The organism is Streptomyces sp. NPDC047022 (assembly GCF_040644155.1).
Lineage (GTDB): Bacteria > Actinomycetota > Actinomycetes > Streptomycetales > Streptomycetaceae > Streptomyces.
In genome coordinates, this window is sequence record NZ_JBEYVV010000007.1 from 157,172 (window position 1) to 176,378 (window position 19,207).

Below are 19,207 nucleotides of genomic sequence, written 5' to 3' on the forward strand. Positions count from 1 at the left end.
CTCACGCCTCCTTCGGGTCGACGGGGGCGGAGGGACGGCGGGTACGGCGCAGCGGGGGCTTCGCACCGAGTCGCTTGGGGTCGAGGCCGGACCAGGGGTGGCCGCCGCCGTAGAACTTCGTGCGGGCCAGCAGCGTCAGCAGCGGCTTGGTGAACAGGAACACCACGACGACGTCGAGGACCGTGGTCAGTCCGAGCGTGAACGCGAAGCCCTGGACCTTGCCGACGGTGACGATGAAGAGCACCGCCGCGGCGAGGAACGACACGAAGTCGGAGACCAGGACGGTGCGCCGGGCGCGCGGCCAGGCCCGCTCGACGGCGGGACGCAGGGACCGGCCCTCGCGCAGCTCGTCCCGGACGCGTTCGAAGTACACGATGAACGAGTCCGCCGTGATACCGATCGCGACGATGGCACCGCAGACGGCCGGCAGGTTGAGCGCGAAGTGGATCGTCGGGCCGAGCAGCGCCATGATCACGTAGGTGAGGACGGCGGAGATCATGAGCGAGGCCACCGCGATGGCGGCCAGGCCCCGGTAGTAGGCCACCAGGTAGATCACGACGAGGGCGAGGCCGATGGCGCCGGCGATCAGGCCCGCCTGCAGCTGTTCACCACCGAGGGCGGCGGTCACCGTGGTCACGCTCGACTCCTTGAAGGAGAGGGGGAGCGCGCCGTAGGACAGGACGTTGGCCAGGTCCTTGGCCTCGGTCTGGGTGAAGCTGCCGGTGATCTCGGCGTTGCCGGTGGTCAGCGCCTGCTGGACGTAGGGGCTGGAGACGACCGAGCCGTCGAGGTCGATCGCGAACTCGTTCTGCGGCGGCTGGTTCTGCGCGAGCTTGCCTGTGATGGCGGCGAACTTCTTGGTCCCCGTGGACGTGAAGTCCATGGTGACCTTCCAGCCGCCGGCGCCCTGGGTGTCGTAGACCGCGTCGGCCTTCTTCACGTCCTGGCCGTCGACCTCGGCCGGTCCCAGGATGTACTTCTGCTTCGCGTCCTGGCTGCAGGCCACGGTGGGATCGGTGGGCTTGGCGCCCACGCCCGCCTTGGCGCGAGCGGCCGGGTCGGCGCAGTCGAGCTTGGCGAACTCGGCCTGGAGCTTGGCGGCCGCCTCGGAGGCGCCGGCGCTCGCCGACGGGGAGGCGCTGGGGGACGGGTTCCCCTTGGCGCCGGCGCCCGCAGAGGCGGGCGCGGACGGGGAGGCGGAGCCGGACGGCTTCGCCGACGGGGACGCGGTGGCCTTCAGGGCGTCGCTGACGGGGCGACCCTGCGTGGTGGCGCCGGCCGAGGGGCTCGTCGAGCCGGACAGCTTCGGCGCGCCGGAGGACTTGGCGCTCGCGGACGGGGCGGCGCTGCCGGAGGGGGCCGGATTGCCGGGCGCCTTGCCCGAGGGGCTGCCGGAGGGCTTGGGGCTGGGCGCGGTGGGCTGTCCGGAGGCCGCGCTCTCCAGGACGGGGCGGAAGTACAGCTTCGCGGTGGTGCCGACCTGCTTGCGGGCCTCCTCGGAGTTCGTACCCCGGGGAATGTTGACGATGATGTTGCGATCGCCCTGGGTCTGGACCTCCGCCTCCGATACACCCAGACCGTTGACACGGCGGTTCATGATGTCGACCGCGGTGTTCATGTTGGTCTTGTTGATCGCGTTGGCCTGGCCCGGCTCGTTGACCGCCGTCAGCGTGATGCTGGTACCGCCGGCGAGGTCGATGCCGAGACGCGGAGTGTCGTGCCCGGAGGCGAACATGCCTCCGGTGAGCGCCGCGATGGCGATCAGGATGAGGGCCAGCGAGCGCCCCGGCTTGCTCTGGGCATTCGCGCTCCGGCCCTTCTTCGGTGCTGCCACCTTCTCGTACTCCCTCTCGGGCCGCCGCGCGAGGTCAGCGCGCGGACGGCCGTGCCATTGTGTCGGGATTCCGTGCGAAAACCGCATAACCCGGGCACCGGGGCGCGTGTCCGCGCTCGGGCCCGGGAGTGCGACTACTTCGCGTCGGCCTCGCCATCGGTCTTCTTCGGCTCGCTTGCGTCCGTCTTCGCCTCGGCGGACTCGTCCGCGGCGTCGTCCGCGTCCTTTTTGCCGAGATCCACGGGCTTGTCGTCGGAGGCGTCGGAAGAGGCGTCGGCGGCGGGCTCGTCGGTCCCGGTGAGGGAGGAGGCGTCGTCCGGCACGACGGCGGCGTCGGCCTTCAGGTCGTGCTCGATGCCGTGGACGATGCGGTTGTACTCGTCGTCGGTGAGGACGGCACCGATGGCGTTCTTCGCGAAGAGCAGTTCCACGCCGGGGCCCGCGTCAAGGAGGACGGTGTCTTCGTTGACCTCCTTGACCGTCGCGTACATGCCCCCGATCGTGCGGACGCCGCTGCCGGGCTGCATGTCATTGCGCATAGTGGCGGCCTGCTGCTGCTTGCGCTTGGCCGAACGCGTCATCAGGACCATGGCCCCGATGAGCACGATGAACGGGAGGAGGGTCACGAGTTTCACGGGACGGAATTTTCCTTCGCACGACCGCTCGATCGGCGGCCTGGTGGATGGGGGTGGTCGGCACCGCCCGCTAGGGCGGCATCGGCGGAGTCTAAGCGAGTCCACACGCATGGAACAACGCTCAGCATGGCACCCGGGTTCCTGGCCGTGCGAGTCCCGCGCCGTCAGGCCCCGAACAGGCCCTGCTGTCCGTTTGCCCCGGTGACTCCGCGTGGCGCGGTGAGACCTAGGTGCGCCCAGGCGGCCGGCGTGGCGACCCGCCCGCGTGGAGTACGGGCGAGCAGGCCCTCTCGGACCAGGAAGGGTTCGGCTACCTCTTCCACAGTCTCACGCTCCTCCCCCACGGCGACCGCGAGCGTGGAAAGACCGACCGGACCGCCGCCGAAAAGTTTCAGCAAAGCCTCGAGGACCGCCCGGTCGAGACGGTCGAGACCGCGTGCGTCGACCTCGTAGACACCGAGCGCGACCGACGCGATCTCACGGGTGATCACACCGTCCGCCTTGACCTGCGCATAGTCCCGCACACGGCGCAGCAGCCGGTTGGCGATACGGGGCGTGCCACGGGAGCGTCCCGCGATCTCGGCGGCGCCCGCGGTGTCGATCTCGACGTCCAGGAGGCTCGCCGAGCGGTGGACCACACGCTCCAGCTCGGCGGGTCCGTAGAACTCCATGTGCGCGGTGAAGCCGAAGCGGTCGCGCAGCGGGGGCGGCAGCAGGCCCGCGCGCGTGGTGGCGCCGACCAGGGTGAACGGCGGCAGTTCGAGAGGAATGGCGGTGGCGCCGGGCCCCTTGCCGACGATCACGTCGACACGGAAGTCCTCCATCGCCATGTACAGCATCTCCTCGGCGGGCCGGGACATGCGGTGGATCTCGTCGAGGAAGAGCACCTCGCCCTCCTGCAGGGAGGAGAGGATCGCGGCGAGATCACCCGCGTGCTGGATGGCCGGGCCGCTGGTGATGCGGATGGGAGCGCCCATCTCGGCCGCGATGATCATGGACAGGGTCGTCTTGCCGAGGCCCGGGGCGCCGGACAGCAGCACATGGTCGGCGGTGGCGCCACGGGCGCGGGCCGCCCGCAGCACCAGGTCGAGCTGCTCGCGGACCTTCTCCTGGCCGATGAACTCGCCCAGGTCCTTCGGGCGCAGGGCGGCCTCGACGGCCTGGTCCTCACGGTCGGCGGCGGAGCCGACCAGCCGCTCCGCGGCGGGCTCGCCGAGCCGCTCGGGAGCGGGGGTGCCGGTCTCGTCGTCCCAGTTCATCGGTTTCTTCTGCCTCGCGGTGTCGTGATGGCGCATGGGGTGCGGGCGCGCGGGGGCCGCCTGTCGGTCGGCCGGGTCAGCGGGTCCGGTTCAGGGTCTGCAGAGCCGCCTTGAGGAGGATGCCCACCTGGGGGGTGCCCCCGGCCGTCTCCGCCTGCGGGGCCACCGCGGTGACCGCCTCGTCCGCCTCGCGCGTCGCATATCCGAGACCGATGAGCGCGGCGTGCAGCTGGTCGCGCCAGCCCGCGGTGACCGGCGCTCCGACGGCCGGGGCGCCGAGCGGCTCCCCGAGGCGGTCCTTCAGCTCGAGCAGCAGCTTCTGGGCGCCCTTCTTCCCGATGCCGGGTACGGCGGTGAGCGCCTTCTCGTCTCCGGTCGTGACGGCCCGCCGCAGGGCGTCCGGGGCGTGCACGGCGAGCATCGCCTGGGCCAGGCGGGGGCCGACGCCGCTGGCGGTCTGCAGCAGCTCGAACACCTGGCGTTCGTCGTCGTCCGCGAATCCGTACAGGGTGAGCGAGTCCTCCCGTACGACCAGGGAGGTGGCGAGCTTCGTCTGCTGTCCCATGCGCAGGCCCGAGAGGGTGCCCGGCGTGCACTGGACGGCGATGCCGATGCCGCCCACCTCGACCACCGCGGAGTTGGGTGCGAGGGCGGCGACCGGGCCGCTGACGAAGGCGATCATGCGGTACGGCCTTTCGATGCGTGCAGGGCCACGGCCTGCTGGAGTCGGTTCTGGGCGGGCGCGCGCCAGATGTGGCAGATGGCGAGGGCGAGCGCGTCGGCGGCGTCGGCCGGCTTCGGAGGCGCGTCCAGCCGGAGCAGCCGGGTCACCATGGCACCCACCTGTGACTTGTCGGCACGTCCTGTGCCGGTGACGGCGGCCTTGACCTCGCTGGGGGTGTGCAGGGCGACGGGGATGCCTCGGCGGGCGGCGCACAGCATGGCGACGGCGCTGGCCTGGGCGGTGCCCATCACCGTGCGCACATTGTGCTGGCTGAACACCCGCTCCACGGCGACGGCCTCGGGCCGGTGCTCGTCCAGCCATGCCTCGATGCCCTGCTCCACGGCGACGAGACGCAGGCCCAGCTCTGCGTCCACGGGCGTGCGCACGACACCGACGCCGAGCATCGTCAGGGGACGTCCGTGAACGCCCTCCACGACGCCGACACCGCATCGCGTCAGCCCTGGGTCCACCCCCAGTACGCGCACGCGCCCCGCCCTCCCGCCCTCTCGTCGTTCGCCCGTTTGTGCAGGCTATCGGGTGCCGCTGACAACGGCCCGCAAAGCGGCGGGCCGACGGGAGATGTCCCGTCGGCCCGTTCGGCTCGTGGCGGCGTTACGCGTCGACCTTCTCCATGACCTCGTCGCTGACGTCGAAGTTCGCGAAGACGTTCTGGACGTCGTCGCTGTCCTCGAGCGCGTCGATCAGCTTGAAGATCTTCGTGGCGCCCTCCTCGTCGAGCTCGACCTGCATGGTCGGGACGAAGTTGGCCTCGGCGGAGTCGTAGTCGATCCCGGCGTCCTGAAGAGCGCTGCGGACCGCGACCAGGTCGGTGGCCTCGCTCAGCACCTCGAAGGACTCACCGAGGTCGTTGACCTCCTCGGCGCCCGCCTCGAGCACGGCGCCCAGGACGTCGTCCTCGGTCAGCTCGCCCTTGGGGACGATCACGACGCCCTTGCGGTTGAACAGGTACGAGACGGAGCCCGGGTCGGCCATCGAGCCGCCGTTGCGGGTCATGGCGACACGCACGTCGGAGGCGGCGCGGTTGCGGTTGTCGGTGAGGCACTCGATGAGTACCGCGACACCGTTGGGACCGTAGCCCTCGTACATGATCGTCTCGTAGTCGGCGCCGCCGGCCTCCAGGCCCGCGCCGCGCTTGACCGCGGAGTCGATGTTCTTGTTCGGGACCGACTGCTTCTTCGCCTTCTGGATGGCGTCAAAGAGGGTCGGGTTGCCGTCGGGGTCCGCGCCCCCGGAACGGGCCGCGACCTCGATGTTCTTGATCAGCTTCGCGAAGAGCTTGCCGCGCTTGGCATCGATCACGGCCTTCTTGTGCTTCGTCGTGGCCCATTTAGAGTGGCCGGACATCTGCCTGTCTCCTTCGCGTAACCCAACTCTTTAACGAACGCCAGAGATCCTACAAGGACTCCGCCGTCCGCCCGGCGCGCACCATGTCGACGAACAGGGCGTGCATCCGGTGGTCACCGGTCAGTTCCGGGTGGAACGACGTGGCGAGTGCGTTGCCCTGGCGCACGGCGACGATATGACCGCCGTGCTCGGCGAGCACCTCGGTGCCCGCGCCGACGGACTCGACCCACGGGGCGCGGATGAAGACGCCCTCTACAGGATCGCCCTCGACGCCCTTGACGTCGACCGCCGCTTCGAAGGACTCGTTCTGCCGCCCGAAGGCGTTGCGGCGCACGATCATGTCGATGCCGCCGATGGTCTCCTGGCCCGAGCGCGGGTCGAGGATCTTGTCGGCCAGCATGATCATGCCCGCGCAGGTGCCGTAGACGGGCATGCCCTCACGCACACGCGCGCGGAGGGGCTCCATCACTCCGAAGAGGACGGCCAGCTTGGAGATGGTCGTGGACTCGCCGCCGGGGATGACCAGGCCGTCCACCTCGGCGAGTTCTTCGGGGCGCCGCACCGGCCTGGCCACGGCGTCGGCCGCGGCCAGGGCGATGAGGTGCTCCCGTACGTCGCCCTGGAGGGCCAGGACGCCGATGACCGGAGTGTTCATGGGGTATCTACCAGGGCCTCTTACCAGCCGCGGTTGGCGTAGCGCTCGGTCTCGGGGAGGGTGTCGCAGTTGATGCCGACCATGGCCTCACCGAGGTTGCGGGACGCCTCCGCGATGATCTTCGGGTCGTCGTAGAAGGTGGTCGCCTTCACGATGGCGGCGGCGCGCTTGGCCGGGTCGCCGGACTTGAAGATGCCGGAGCCGACGAAGACGCCCTCGGCACCGAGCTGACGCATCAGCGCGGCGTCGGCCGGGGTGGCCACACCGCCGGCGGAGAACAGCACGACCGGGAGCTTGCCCAGCTCGGCGACCTCCTTGACCAGCTCGTACGGGGCGCGCAGCTCCTTGGCGGCGGCGTACAGCTCGTGGTTGTCGAAGCCGCGCAGACGGGCGATCTCGTTCTTGATCTGGCGCAGGTGGCGCACGGCCTCCACGACGTTGCCGGTGCCGGCCTCGCCCTTGGAGCGGATCATGGCCGCGCCCTCGGCGATACGGCGCAGGGCCTCGCCGAGGTTGGTGGCACCGCAGACGAACGGCGTGGTGAAGGCCCACTTGTCGGAGTGGTTGACCTCGTCGGCCGGGGTGAGCACCTCGGACTCGTCGATGTAGTCCACACCGAGCGACTGGAGGATCTGGGCCTCGACGAAGTGGCCGATGCGGGACTTGGCCATGACCGGGATCGAGACGGCGTCGATGATGCCCTCGATCATGTCCGGGTCGGACATACGGGCCACGCCGCCGTCCTTGCGGATGTCGGCCGGGACCCGCTCCAGAGCCATGACCGCGACGGCGCCCGCGTCTTCGGCGATCTTCGCCTGCTCCGGCGTGACGACATCCATGATCACGCCGCCCTTGAGCTGCTCGGCCATGCCGCGCTTGACGCGGGCGGTACCGGTCTCGGGGTTCTGGGGGGTGGAGAGCGTGCTGGACACGGGTTCGACCTCACTCTGGCAAGAGGGATTGCTGCTCGACCGAGGAAACGTGAGAGCGGCAGGCCACGGCAAGGGCCAATGAGGAGGCGGTGGATCGTTTTCCTGGGTGGTGGGGTGGTGACGGGTGGAGTTCACCTGCTCCGTCGTGGTGGGCACGTGGGGCGCATGTGCGCGGCTCCACATGGCTTTGTGCGGTGTCACACGGTGGAACGGTCCGTCAGCGCCGTCGGGGGCTCGTCGTCCATTTCGAAGGCCATGGGGAACGGGGCATGCCCCGCGAGCCGGAACCAGCGCACCTTGCGGTGCGCCCGCAGTGCCCGTGCCGCGCCCACCGCGTCGTTGTGGAACCGTCGCGCCATCGGCACCCTGCGCACCGCCTCGGTCAGCTCCCGGGCGGCCTCGTCGCCACCGGGTGCCTGCCGCACCGCCTCCACCTGCTGGGTCACCGCGAAGACGGCCCGCAGCGCCTGGCTCAGCTCGCTCTCGGCCACCTCGCGCTGCTCCTCCTCCGCCTGCCTTGCCGCGTGCGCGGCCTCGTACAGGACGATCGACGCGGCCGGGTCCAGCACACCGGAGGTGGCCACCTCCTGAGCCACCGAGGCCCGCCGAAGCAGTTGAGCGTCGAGTGCGGCGCGTGTCGCGTCGATCCGGGAGTGCAGCCGGTCGAGGCGGCCCGCGGTCCAGCTCAGGTAGAGGCCGATGGCCACGAGTACGGCGAGGGCGACGAGGGTCCAGGTGAGGGTTGCGGTCACGGGCGGCAAGGCTACCGGGGCGCTGGCGCTTGGCCTGGCTGGGTGGCTTGCGGCAGTCCCGGGCTGGAGATGTGCCCCATGGGGCGCGCACCGTCATATCGGCCTGAACGGCCTCGTCCTCAAACGCCGGACGGGCTGATGGTGCACAGCCCCGGCCGACGAGCCGTCCCGGAGAACCAGGCACCCGACCAACCGCCTCAACGACCTCGTCCTCAAACGCCGGACGGGCTGGTGGTGCGCGGCCCCGGCGGGAAGAGCATCCGTCAGTCGCGGGCCAGGCCCCAGCGGGCTCGTAGGCCCGTGCGTTCGTCCGTTGCCACCGCTGTCGTGCCGTCCGTCACCGTCTCGTAGACCGACAGGATGTCCGCGCCGACCGTCGACCAGTCGAAGCGCCGTACATGGGCGCTGCCCCGCTCGCTGAGCTCGGCGCGGCGCTTGGGGTCGTCGAGGAGGCGGATCGCCGCCGCGGCCAGCGCGTCGGCGTCCTCGTTGGCGAACAGTTCGCCGGCCCCGCCCTGGTCCAGGACCTGCGCGAACGCGTCCAGATCGGAGGCGAGCACGGGCGCTCCCGCGGACATCGCCTCGACCAGGATGATCCCGAAGCTCTCACCGCCGGTGTTGGGGGCCACGTACAGGTCGACACTGCGCAGGAAGCGGGCCTTGTCCTCGTCGCTGACCATCCCGAGGAACTCCACACGCGAGCGCAGGGGCGCGGGGAGCGTCTCCACCGCCTCCTCCTCGTCGCCGCGTCCGGCGACCAGCAGCCGGGTCCGGGGACGGGCGGCGAGGATCGCGGGCAGGGCCTTCATGAGCACCGGAAGGCCCTTGCGCGGTTCGTCGATACGCCCGATGAAGCCGATCGTGTCGCCCTGCCACTCGGCCTTGGGCTCGGCCTTCGCGAAGAAGTCGACGTCCACGCCGTTCGGGATGACGACCGCGTCCCCGCCGAGGTGTTCGACGAGGGTGCGCCGCGCGTACTCGCTCACCGCGATCCGCGCGCTGATCTTCTCCAGGGCCGCCTGGAGGATCGAGTACGCGGCGACCATCGCCCGGGAGCGCGGGTTCGAGGTGTGGAAGGTCGCCACGATCGGGCCCTGCGCCGCCCAGCAGGCGAGCAGGCCCAGCGACGGCGACGTCGGCTCGTGGATGTGGATGACGTCGAAGCGGCCGTCGTGCAGCCAGCGCCGTACCCGGGCGGCGCTCAGGAAGCCGAAGTTCAGGCGGGCGACCGAGCCGTTGTACGGAACGGGCACCGCGCGGCCCGCCGAGACGACGTACGGCGGCAGTGGTGTGTCGTCGTCCGCGGGGGCGAGCACGGAGACCTCGTGGCCGAGGCGGATGAAGTACTCGGCGAGATCGCGGATGTGGAACTGGACGCCGCCCGGCACATCCCAGGAGTACGGGCAGACGATGCCGATCCTCACGACTCCCCCTCCTCGGGCTGACGGGGCGCCTTGGCGGGGTCGAGGTCGGCGAGCCACAGGTGCTGCAGCATGTGCCAGTCCTCCGGATGCTCGGCGATCCCCGTGGCGAAGGCGTCGGCCAGCGCCTGTGTCATGACGGACGTCTTCTCGGCCCGGGTGCCTGACCCGGGCACCTCGATCGGGGGATGCAGCCGCCCCTGCATGATCGGCGAATCGTCGTACCAGAGCGTCACGGGCACCAGCAGCGCCCCGGTCTGCTGGGCCAGAAGCGCCGGGCCCGCGGGCATCCGCGCCGTCTCGCCGAAGAAGTCGACCTCGACCCCGGAGGCGGACAGGTCGCGGTCGGCGACCAGGCAGACGAGCCCGCCGTCCCGCAGCCGCCGGGCCAGGGTGCCGAACGCGGAGCCTCCGCTGTGCGGCAGCACCTCCATGCCGAGGCCCTCGCGGTAGGCGACGAACCGGTCGTAGAGCGTCTCGGGCTTGAGCCGCTCGGCGACCGTGGTGAACGGTGTCTCCAGCTTGGTGGTGACCCAGGCGCCGGCGAGGTCCCAGTTGGCCAGGTGCGGCAGCGCGAGGACCACGCCGCGGCCCGAGGCGAGGCCGTCGGTCAGGAAGTGCAGGTCCTTCGGGTCGAAGCCGTTCCTGACGCGCTCGGCGCTCCACGCCGGGAGCCGGAAGGACTCCATCCAGTAGCGCAGGTACGAGCGCATGCCCGCCTTGCTCAGCTCGGCGAGCCGTTCGGGGCTCGCGCCGGGCACCACGCGCGCGTAGTTGCGCTCGAGGCGCTGCACGCCCTTGCCACGGCGCTTCCAGGCCAGGTCCGCGATACCGCGGCCCAGCCGGGTCGCGACCGGCTCGGGCAGATTCTTCACGGTGCTCCAGCCGAGGCCGTACAGCCCGTCCGTCAGCCGTTCCTGGACGCTCGTCACGTCGCCGCCCCGCTCTCCTGCCCGTCCCGCGCTCCGGTCACTGCGCGGACCCGCTCCCCTGCGAACTCCCCTTCGAAGCATTCTCGCCCTTCTCCGCGGCAGCCGCCGCGTCTGCCTCGGCGGACTCCCGGCGCACCGTGACGACGCGCTGGATCAGGGTGACCAGGCTGCCGACGGCGACGATCCACAGGGCGATGGGCAGCAGCCACTGGATGCCGGGCACACCGAACTTGTGCAGGCCCGCGAAACCGGCCGCGACCAGCGAGATCACCAGGCGTTCCGCGCGTTCCACGAGTCCGTTGACCGCGACGGGCAGGCCGATCGACTCGCCCCGTGCCTTGGTGTAGGACACCACCTGGCCGCTGGCCAGGCAGAAGATCGAGACCGCGCACAGGACGTTGTCGTTCCCGTTGCCGGCGTACCACAGCGCGAAGCCGCCGAAGATCGCGCCGTCGGCGACCCGGTCCAGCGTGGAGTCCAGGAAGGCTCCCCAGCGGCTGGAGCGGCCGAGCTGGCGCGCCATGTTGCCGTCGACGAGGTCCGAGAACACGAACAGGGTGATGACGACCGTGCCCCAGAAGAACTCGCCCCGGGGGTAGAAGACCAGCGCGCCCGCCATCACGCCGGCGGTACCGATCAGCGTGACCGTGTCGGGGCTGACCCCCCGGCGGATGAGAAACGCGGCGAACGGTGTGAGGACACGCGTGAAGAATGCACGCGCGTACTTGTTCAGCATGGCCTTCCCGACGGTCGGTGAGCCGCGCGGCCCCGCTGGCCACCGGCTGGCCCATGTTAGCCAGGCGCGCGTTTACGCGATGGACGGGCACCCGCACCCTACGTGTCACATCGTGCCGCCTGCCCCGATACGGCCGGATCATGGCGGCCGGGCACGGCCGGGAGGCGGGATCGCGTCGTTCGTATGGACGCACCGTGACGCGAGTGCAAAGCTCGAATTCACCGCGGGCGTCATCGGAGCCGCCGTCGCCGGGGCTCCCGAGCGAAGTGCGGGAGAGCATCCGTATGTCCGCGCCCGCAGTGACCTCACCGTCACGGGAGGCAAGGCCATGGGCGACAAGGCGAACGCACACCCCGGAGCCGCCGGCAGGGCTACGGCGGCCGACCAACCCGCGTCCGTACGGAATGTGGTGCTGGTCGGCCACAGCGGATCCGGCAAGACGACTCTGGTGGAGGCTCTCGCGCTGACCGCGGGAGCTGTGAACCGGGCGGGCCGTGTGGAGGACGGCGGCACCGTCTCGGACTACGACGACATCGAGCACCGGCAGCAGCGCTCGGTGCAGCTCTCACTGGTCCCCGTCGACTGGGACGGGATCAAGGTCAATGTGCTGGACACCCCCGGATACGCCGATTTCGTCGGCGAACTCAGGGCCGGTCTGCGAGCGGCGGACGCGGCCCTTTTCGTCGTCTCGGCCTCGGACGGGGTGGACGGCTCGACCCGCATGGTGTGGGAGGAGTGCGCGGCCGTGGGCATGCCGCGCGCGATCGTGATCACGCACCTCGAGGCTGCCCGCGCCGACTTCGATGAGATGACCCGGATCTGCGCCGAGACCTTCGGGGGCGACGATCCCGACGCCGTGCTGCCGCTGTACTTGCCGCTGCGGGGCCCGCAGTCGGCCGACGGGCACGCGCCCGTGACAGGCCTGACCGGGCTGCTGACCAGGAAGCTGTTCGACTACTCGTCGGGCGAGCGCAAGGAGTCCGAGCCCGGTCCTGACCAGCTGCCGCTGATCGACGAGGCCCGCAACCGGCTCATCGAGGGGATCATCGCGGAGAGCGAGGACGAGACCCTCATGGACCGCTATCTGGGCGGCGAGGAGATCGACCTCGGCACGCTGGTGCAGGACCTGGAGCGGGCCGTGGCGCGCGGGACGTTCTTCCCGGTCCTGGCCGCCGCACCGGCCGCGGAGGGCGCCCGTCAGGGCCTCGGCACGGTCGAGCTGCTGGAGCTGGTCAAGGGCGGCTTCCCGACCCCGCTGGAGCGCGAGGGGTTCACGGTCACCACGCCGGACGGCAAGCCGCGTGAGCTCGCGCTGTGCGATCCGGACGGGCCCCTCGTGGCGGAGGTCGTCAAGACGTCCTCCGACCCGTACGTGGGCCGTGTGTCGCTGGTCCGGGTGTTCTCGGGCACTCTGCGTCCCGACGAGACCGTCCATGTGTCCGGGCACGGGCTGACCGACCGCGGGCACGAGGACCACGACGTGGACGAGCGCGTCGGCGCCCTGTCCGCGCCGTTCGGAAAGCAGCAGCGGCCCCTGTCGCACTGCATCGCGGGCGATCTGGCGTGTGTGGCGAAGCTGAGCCGTGCCGAGACCGGGGACACCCTCTCGGCCAAGGACGACCCGCTGCTCATGGAGCCCTGGGAGATGCCCGACCCACTGCTTCCGCTCGCCATCCAGGCGCACAGCAAGGCCGACGAGGACAAGCTCAGCCAGGGCCTGGCGCGGCTTGTCGCGGAGGACCCGACCATGCGGCTCGAACAGAACCAGGACACGCACCAGGTGGTCCTGTGGTGCCTGGGCGAGGCGCACGCGGACGTCGCCCTGGAGCGGCTGCGCACGCGGTACGGCGTCCAGGTCGACGTGGTCCCGCACCGGGTCTCGCTGCGGGAGACGTTCGCCGGCAAGTGCGCCGGGCGCGGACGCCATGTGAAGCAGTCCGGCGGGCACGGCCAGTACGCCATCTGCGAGATCGAGGTCGAACCGCTGCCCGGCGGCTCCGGCATCGAGTTCGTCGACAAGGTGGTCGGCGGAGCCGTTCCCCGGCAGTTCATCCCGTCCGTCGAGAAGGGCATCCGGGCGCAGGCCGCGAGGGGCGTCGCCGTCGGTCACCCCTTGGTCGACCTGCGGATCACGCTTCTCGACGGCAAGGCGCACTCCGTGGACTCCTCCGACGCCGCCTTCCAGACGGCGGGTGCGCTCGCCCTGCGCGAGGCGGCGGCCGACACGAAGATCCATCTCCTGGAGCCGGTCGCGGAGGTGACCGTGCTCGTCGGCGACGACTACGTGGGCGCGGTGATGAGCGATCTGTCCGGGCGGCGCGGCCGGGTGCTGGGCACCGAGCAGACTGCCGGTGGCCGCACGCTCGTACGGGCCGAGGTGCCCGAGATCGAGATCAGCCGGTACGCGGTGGACCTGCGTTCGCTCTCGCACGGCACCGCGCGCTTCAGCCGCGCGTACGCGCGGCACGAGCCGATGCCGCCGCAGATCGCGGCGAAGGTCCGGGAGCAGATGGAGGAGGCCTCCTAGGGTCTGGCTCTTCGTCGTTGGGACTCGTGTTCCCCTCCGTCACGTGGGCGGGCGGCTTCTCGGCCGTCCGCCCACGGGCGGCGGCACCTGCGGATACGCTGATCACCAGATCGAGTTGAGAGACGATCAGCGTGATGGCCTGTTCAACAGGTGTGCGGCGCAAGGAAGTCGGGAAGGCCGCAGAAGCGGGTTCGGCGGCGAGGGGGCGGCAGTGACGGACGGATTCGATTTCACTCCCGGGGCACAGGTGCCCCTGTCGGGCTCCGCCGGGCAGACGGCGGCGACCTATGCCCTGGCCTCGGCGGCCTACCGGGACGCCACGGTCGAGACGATTCTGAACGCGGACAACGAATGGCATCAGTCGACGGTCACCCCCGGACGGCCGTGGGCGAAGATCTTCCGGCCCAATCTCGGCGAGGCGTTCTCGCTGGCCGTACGGGACCGGATGCTGGGCGCCGACCGCAAGCCGCTCATCCAGTCCTTCGGCACCGAGCCCCAGGTGGTCGTGGAGCACTGCCTGGCATCCCACCGCATCCGCAGGGAGCGCGACAACTGGCTGTCGGCCGTGACGGTGCTGTGCGGGGTGCTGTTCCTGCCCGGGATGCTGGTGTGGCTGCTCGTCTTCCAGATCCGAGCCACCGTCGCCCGGCGCGACGACAGGCGCGTCTCGGCGCTCGGCACGGCCCTGCTGTTCGCTGTGGGCGTCCTCGCCGTGCTCTTCCTGATCCGTATGCCGTTCCACGGCTTCTGGGGGTGGTACGCACGGGCCGCGGTCGTCCTGCCGGTCGTCGGCTGGCTCTGGGCGCGGCAGATCTGCGAGCGGACCGCGAGGGACCTGCGCGACCGCTGGGACAGCCTGCTCGCCGGCGGCGGCCTCGGCGCGAAGATCCCGGAGGCCGTTCCGGGCAGCCCCGGGGAGACGGCCGCCGAGAGGCTGCGCCAGGCGCTCGCCCGGCTCAGCGCCGAGCAGCAGTCCAACTCGGTCTTCTACGCGGGGCCCAAGGGCATACTCGGCATGGGCACCCGCTGGGGCAGCTGGAGCCTCGCGGAGGATCTGATCCCGCGCGACACGGGCAAGGAGATCCACCCCTTCCGCAGCTGGGACGTGATCAGGGCCATCCACGACCAGTTGCGGATGCTGGAGCGCGGCCCGCTGAACACCGGCGGCTTCCCGGCTCCGTCGATCCGGCACTGGATCGTGAGCCCGATCGGGGAGAACGCGAAGGAAGTGTCCCGTCCCACCGGCACGGACGTGAACGCTTACCAGGTCAAGACCCACGCGATACAGGACATCTGCAACAAGCAGCAGTTCGGCAGCGGTGAGCGGCACTACCTGGGGGTCCAGTGGACGCTCTGGGACGGGCAGCTGATCCTCACCATGCTGATCACGGTGACGGTCCTGCACGAGACGCTGCGGATCGAGGTCACCGGGCATGCCCTGGGACCCGTGAACGCGCTGTTCACGACCAAGCCGGAGGCGCCGGTCAAGAAGGTGCAGAAGCAGGTCAGATTCTGGGAGACCCGTGAGGTGAAGCTCCCGCTGGTCACGACGGACGAGGTGGTACGGCTCGCGGTCCGTGCCCCGCTCACCTGGTATCCGCCGGTGCTGAACTGGCTCGGGGGCACGTTGACCCTGCCCGAGCCGTTCGGGCTGCGCCATGCGTGGGCGGACCAGCCGTGGCGGCACCGCTTCATGGCGGACGACGCGTTGCGGGCAGCGACGCCGGTGCTGCGGGTGGTGCATGCGGCGGCGATCAAGGTGCTGGAGGAGAACGGCGTGGACACGGACAAGTTCGGGACGCGGTCGTCGCTTCTCAGCACGCTGGTGCAGGATGCCGCGCCCCGGAAGGCTGACGTCTACGACGCGTAGTGCCTCCGGCGGTCGGCCGGGTACGAACCGTGGCTCTGGACGGGGTGGCCGTTCCTGGGGGCTGCCGCCCCCAGGCCCCCGCTCCGGCCTGAACGGCCTTGTCCTCAATCGCCGGACGGGCTGAAAGAACCGGTCCGGACCGCCTCGGACTCAGGCGCCGGACCGACTCAAAGAACCGGCCCGGGCTGTGGCCTCATGTCGTCGGCCATGCCTCTGCCAGCATCTTCCGGGTGTCGGCCAGGAGCTGAGGCAGGATCTTCGTGTGCCCGACCACGGGCATGAAGTTGGTGTCGCCGCCCCAGCGCGGAACGATGTGCTGGTGCAGGTGGGCCGCGATGCCCGCGCCCGCGACCGTTCCCTGGTTCATGCCGATGTTGAAGCCGTGAGCGCCTGAGGCCGTGCGCAGGGCGGTCATCGCCTGCTTGGTCAGCTCGGCGAGTTCCGCGGTCTCCGGCTCCGTGAGGTCGGTGTAGTCGGCGATGTGGCGGTAGGGCACGACCATGAGGTGGCCGCCGTTGTACGGGTACAGATTGAGGACGGCGTAGACCTGCTCGCCGCGCCGCACGATCAGTCCGTCCTCGTCGGACTTGGCCGGGATCGAGCAGAACGGGCAGCCGTCCCCGGCCCCCGGACCGGTCGGCTTGTTCTCGCCCTGGATGTAGGCCATCCGGTGGGGCGTCCACAGGCGCTGGAACGCGTCCTGCGTCCCCACTCCGATCTGCTGCTCCGGCTCACTCGTCATGAAGTGCAGCATATGGCTTCGCCCGATCGCGGCGTGTCGCCGGGGCTCGGGCGAATCCGTCCCGCGCGAAGCTGGGCCGATGGACGACGACAGCCGTATGGCCCGCTGGGAGCGGTGGGCGGACATCCCGCTCGCTGTGGCCTCGCTGGTGTATCTGGGCTCGTACGCGGTGCAGGTCCTGGGTGAGGACAGCCTGCCCCGGCTGGTGCTCGATCTGTGTCTCCTGGTGATGCTCACGAGCTGGGCGCTGTTCGTCATCGACTACGCGGTGCGCTGGCGCCTGAGCGGCGAGGGAGCGCGCTTCGTCCACCGGCACTGGCTGGACTCGGTGGTCGTGGTGCTGCCCCTTCTTCGTCCGGTACGCGTCGTACGGGTCTACCAGGCGGTCCAGCGCCGCCGCGGGCAGGCCAAGGCGTCCCTGCAGGCACTCGTGATGATGTACGCGAGCCTGTCGTCGTTGCTGCTCGGCTTCGGGGCCGCGCTCTCCGTGTACCGCTTCGAGCATCGCGCCCCAGGGGCGACTATCCGCACGTTCGGGGATTCCGTGTGGTGGGTGTGCTCCACGCTCTCGACCGTCGGCTACGGCGATGTCGTGCCGGTGACGGTGCCGGGGCGGCTGGTCGCGATCGTCCTGATGGGCTGCGGCCTGGCCCTGCTGGGGGCCGTGACGGGTTCGTTCTCGTCGTATCTGATGCAGCGCTTCGCGCGCGAGGGCGACAGCGGAAGGCCCCCGGGAGGCTGAACCTCCCGGGGGCCTTCAAGCCATGTGCGGGTCAGACCTGCGCCCGCTCCTCGACGACCTTCGCGATCTTGGCGATGGCCTCGTCGAACGGGATGCCGTTCTCCTGGGAGCCGTCCCGGTAGCGGAAGGAGACCGAGCCGCCGGCCATGTCCTCGTCGCCCGCGATGACCATGAAGGGGACCTTCTGCTTCTGGGCGTTGCGGATCTTCTTCTGCATACGGTCCGAGGACGAGTCCACCTCGACGCGCAGGCCCTTCTTGCGAGCCGCCGCGGCGAACTTCTCCAGGTACTCCACGTGCGCGTCGCCGATCGGGATGCCGACCGCCTGGACCGGGGCCAGCCACGCGGGGAAGGCTCCCGCGTAGTGCTCCAGGAGCACCGCGAAGAACCGCTCGATCGAGCCGAAGAGCGCACGGTGGATCATGACGGGGCGCTGCTTGGAGCCGTCGGGGCCCGTGTACTCGAGGTTGAAGCGCTCCGGCAGGTTGAAGTCCAGCTGGACCGTCGACATCTGCCAGGTGCGGCCGATGGCGTCCTTCGCCTGGACGGAGATCTTCGGGCCGTAGAAGGCCGCGCCGCCCGGGTCGGGGACCAGCGGGAGGCCCTGCTTCTCGGCGACCTGGCGGAGGGTTTCGGTGGCCTCCTCCCAGATCTCGTCGGAGCCGACGAACTTCTCCGGGTCCTTGGTGGACAGCTCCAGGTAGAAGTCGGTCAAGCCGTAGTCGCGCAGCAGGTTCAGGACGAAGGTGAGCGTCTTGTCCAGCTCGTCCGCCATCTGCTCCTTGGTGCAGTAGATGTGCGCGTCGTCCTGGGTGAAGCCGCGGGCCCGGGTCAGGCCGTGCACGACGCCCGACTTCTCGTACCGGTACACGGTGCCGAACTCGAACAGGCGCAGCGGCAGTTCACGGTACGAACGCCCGCGGGCGTCGAAGATCAGGTTGTGCATCGGGCAGTTCATGGGCTTGAGGTAGTAGTCCACGCCCTCGTCGAGCTGCATGGGCGGGTACATGCCGTCGGCGTACCAGTCCAGGTGGCCCGAGGTCTCGAAGAGCTTCCCCTTCGTCGCGTGCGGGGTGTAGACGAACTCGTAGCCCTCTTCCTCGTGGCGGCGGCGCGAGTAGTCCTCCATCACGCGGCGGACGATGCCGCCCTTGGGGTGGAAGACGGCGAGGCCTGAGCCGATCTGCTCCGGGATGGAGAACAGGTCGAGCTCGCTGCCCAGCTTGCGGTGGTCGCGCTTCTCGGCCTCGGCGAGGAAGTCCAGGTACGCCTTCAGCTCGTCCTTGGACGGCCAGGCGGTGCCGTAGACGCGCTGGAGCATGGGGTTCTTCTCGCTGCCGCGCCAGTAGGCGGCGGCGTTGCGCATCAGCTTGAACGCCGGGATGTTCCGGGTGGAGGGCAGGTGGGGACCGCGGCAGAGGTCCTTCCAGCACAGCTCGCCGGTCTTGGCGTCCAGGTTGTCGTAGATCGTCAGCTCGCCGGCGCCGACCTCGACCTCCGCGCCGTCGTCGGACGAGGCGGAGCCCTTGATGCCGATGAGCTCCAGCTTGTACGGCTCGTTCGCCAGCTCCTCGCGGGCGGCCTCGTCGGTCACCACGCGGCGTGAGAAGCGCTGGCCGCGCTTCTGGATCTCCTGCATCTTCTTCTCGATGGCCTTGAGATCCTCAGGCGTGAACGGCTTCTCGACGTCGAAGTCGTAGTAGAAGCCGTCCTTGACCGGCGGGCCGATGCCGAGCTTCGCCTCGGGAAAGAGTTCCTGCACCGCCTGTGCCATGACGTGCGCGGTGGAGTGACGCAGGATGCTCAGGCCGTCGTCGGAGGTGATCTCGACACCCTCGACGGTCTCGCCGTCCCGCACCTCGTAGGCGAGGTCCTTCAGCTCACCGGCCACGCGCGCGGCGATGATCGAGCGCTCGCCGGCGAAGAGCTCGGCGGCCGTAGCGCCCGTCGTCACCACGCGCTCTTCCCGCTCGGAATCGCGTTGGATGATCACACGGACGTCTGACACCGGTCTCTCCTGACTGCTGGTGGATGCGGCGCCATACCTGGAGCGCGCGCATTGCGTGAGATCGTACCGATCC

17 protein-coding genes are annotated in these 19,207 nt (G+C 70.2%); 3 read left to right on the plus strand and 14 right to left on the minus strand.

The genetic code is table 11. The features are described from left to right. Position 1: 1 nt before the first annotated feature. From secD to pgsA, 12 genes are all read right to left on the minus strand, one after another. Positions 2-1,834 (minus strand): protein translocase subunit SecD, encoded by a 1,833-nt coding sequence (gene secD / locus ABZ845_RS11020; protein ID WP_360976193.1) that lies wholly within the window; start codon positions 1,832-1,834, stop codon positions 2-4. Positions 1,835-1,968: 134 nt separating this feature from the next. After that, complete coding sequence (gene yajC / locus ABZ845_RS11025; protein ID WP_360976196.1) at positions 1,969-2,469, minus strand: preprotein translocase subunit YajC; 501 nt, start codon at positions 2,467-2,469, stop codon at positions 1,969-1,971. Positions 2,470-2,633: 164 nt separating this feature from the next. Further along, entirely contained in the window at positions 2,634-3,728 is a 1,095-nt protein-coding gene (ruvB, locus tag ABZ845_RS11030; RefSeq protein ID WP_360976199.1) for a Holliday junction branch migration DNA helicase RuvB, read from the minus strand. Between the two features lie 76 nt (positions 3,729-3,804). Further along, on the minus strand, positions 3,805-4,410 hold the full coding sequence (ruvA, locus tag ABZ845_RS11035) for a Holliday junction branch migration protein RuvA (RefSeq protein WP_360976202.1): 606 nt from the start codon (positions 4,408-4,410) through the stop codon (positions 3,805-3,807). After that, a complete protein-coding gene (ruvC, locus tag ABZ845_RS11040; protein WP_360976205.1) occupies positions 4,407-4,937 on the minus strand; it encodes a crossover junction endodeoxyribonuclease RuvC in 531 nt (176 codons plus the stop codon). The genes ruvA and ruvC overlap by 4 nt, the downstream gene beginning before the upstream one ends. Positions 4,938-5,064: 127 nt before the next feature. Then, complete coding sequence (locus tag ABZ845_RS11045) at positions 5,065-5,817, minus strand: YebC/PmpR family DNA-binding transcriptional regulator (protein ID WP_360976208.1); 753 nt, start codon at positions 5,815-5,817, stop codon at positions 5,065-5,067. Positions 5,818-5,866: 49 nt separating this feature from the next. Then, positions 5,867-6,472, minus strand: coding sequence for a pyridoxal 5'-phosphate synthase glutaminase subunit PdxT (gene pdxT, locus ABZ845_RS11050; protein ID WP_360976211.1), 606 nt, complete (start codon positions 6,470-6,472; stop codon positions 5,867-5,869). A 20-nt stretch (positions 6,473-6,492) separates the two neighbouring features. After that, a complete protein-coding gene (pdxS, locus tag ABZ845_RS11055) occupies positions 6,493-7,404 on the minus strand; it encodes a pyridoxal 5'-phosphate synthase lyase subunit PdxS (RefSeq protein ID WP_360976214.1) in 912 nt (303 codons plus the stop codon). 197 nt (positions 7,405-7,601) lie between these two features. Beyond that, positions 7,602-8,165, minus strand: a complete 564-nt coding sequence (locus tag ABZ845_RS11060; protein ID WP_360976216.1) for a hypothetical protein — start codon at positions 8,163-8,165, stop codon at positions 7,602-7,604. A 254-nt stretch (positions 8,166-8,419) separates the two neighbouring features. Next, positions 8,420-9,580 carry a glycosyltransferase family 4 protein gene (locus ABZ845_RS11065; protein ID WP_360976219.1) on the minus strand — a complete coding sequence of 387 codons (1,161 nt, stop codon included), beginning with the start codon at positions 9,578-9,580 and terminating at the stop codon, positions 8,420-8,422. Continuing rightward, positions 9,577-10,509: a phosphatidylinositol mannoside acyltransferase gene (locus ABZ845_RS11070; protein WP_360976222.1), complete on the minus strand. Its 933-nt coding sequence runs from the start codon at positions 10,507-10,509 to the stop codon at positions 9,577-9,579. The genes ABZ845_RS11065 and ABZ845_RS11070 overlap by 4 nt, the downstream gene beginning before the upstream one ends. Before the next feature lie 37 nt (positions 10,510-10,546). Next, entirely contained in the window at positions 10,547-11,245 is a 699-nt protein-coding gene (gene pgsA, locus ABZ845_RS11075) for a phosphatidylinositol phosphate synthase (protein WP_360976225.1), read from the minus strand. 328 nt (positions 11,246-11,573) lie between these two features. Here pgsA and ABZ845_RS11080 point away from each other — a divergent pair, with 328 nt between their 5' ends. Further along, positions 11,574-13,772 (plus strand): elongation factor G-like protein EF-G2, encoded by a 2,199-nt coding sequence (locus tag ABZ845_RS11080; RefSeq protein WP_360976228.1) that lies wholly within the window; start codon positions 11,574-11,576, stop codon positions 13,770-13,772. Positions 13,773-13,983: 211 nt separating this feature from the next. Next, positions 13,984-15,642, plus strand: coding sequence for a hypothetical protein (locus tag ABZ845_RS11085; protein WP_360976231.1), 1,659 nt, complete (start codon positions 13,984-13,986; stop codon positions 15,640-15,642). 193 nt (positions 15,643-15,835) lie between these two features. On the opposite strand, the gene ABZ845_RS11090 is transcribed toward ABZ845_RS11085, so the two are convergent. Beyond that, positions 15,836-16,396 (minus strand): HIT domain-containing protein, encoded by a 561-nt coding sequence (locus ABZ845_RS11090; RefSeq protein WP_360976234.1) that lies wholly within the window; start codon positions 16,394-16,396, stop codon positions 15,836-15,838. Between the two features lie 67 nt (positions 16,397-16,463). Between ABZ845_RS11090 and ABZ845_RS11095 the strand changes: the two genes are divergently transcribed. Beyond that, positions 16,464-17,126 (plus strand): ion channel, encoded by a 663-nt coding sequence (locus tag ABZ845_RS11095; protein WP_360976237.1) that lies wholly within the window; start codon positions 16,464-16,466, stop codon positions 17,124-17,126. 31 nt (positions 17,127-17,157) lie between these two features. On the opposite strand, the gene thrS is transcribed toward ABZ845_RS11095, so the two are convergent. Continuing rightward, positions 17,158-19,134, minus strand: coding sequence for a threonine--tRNA ligase (thrS, locus tag ABZ845_RS11100; RefSeq protein WP_360976240.1), 1,977 nt, complete (start codon positions 19,132-19,134; stop codon positions 17,158-17,160). Positions 19,135-19,207 lie beyond the last annotated feature (73 nt).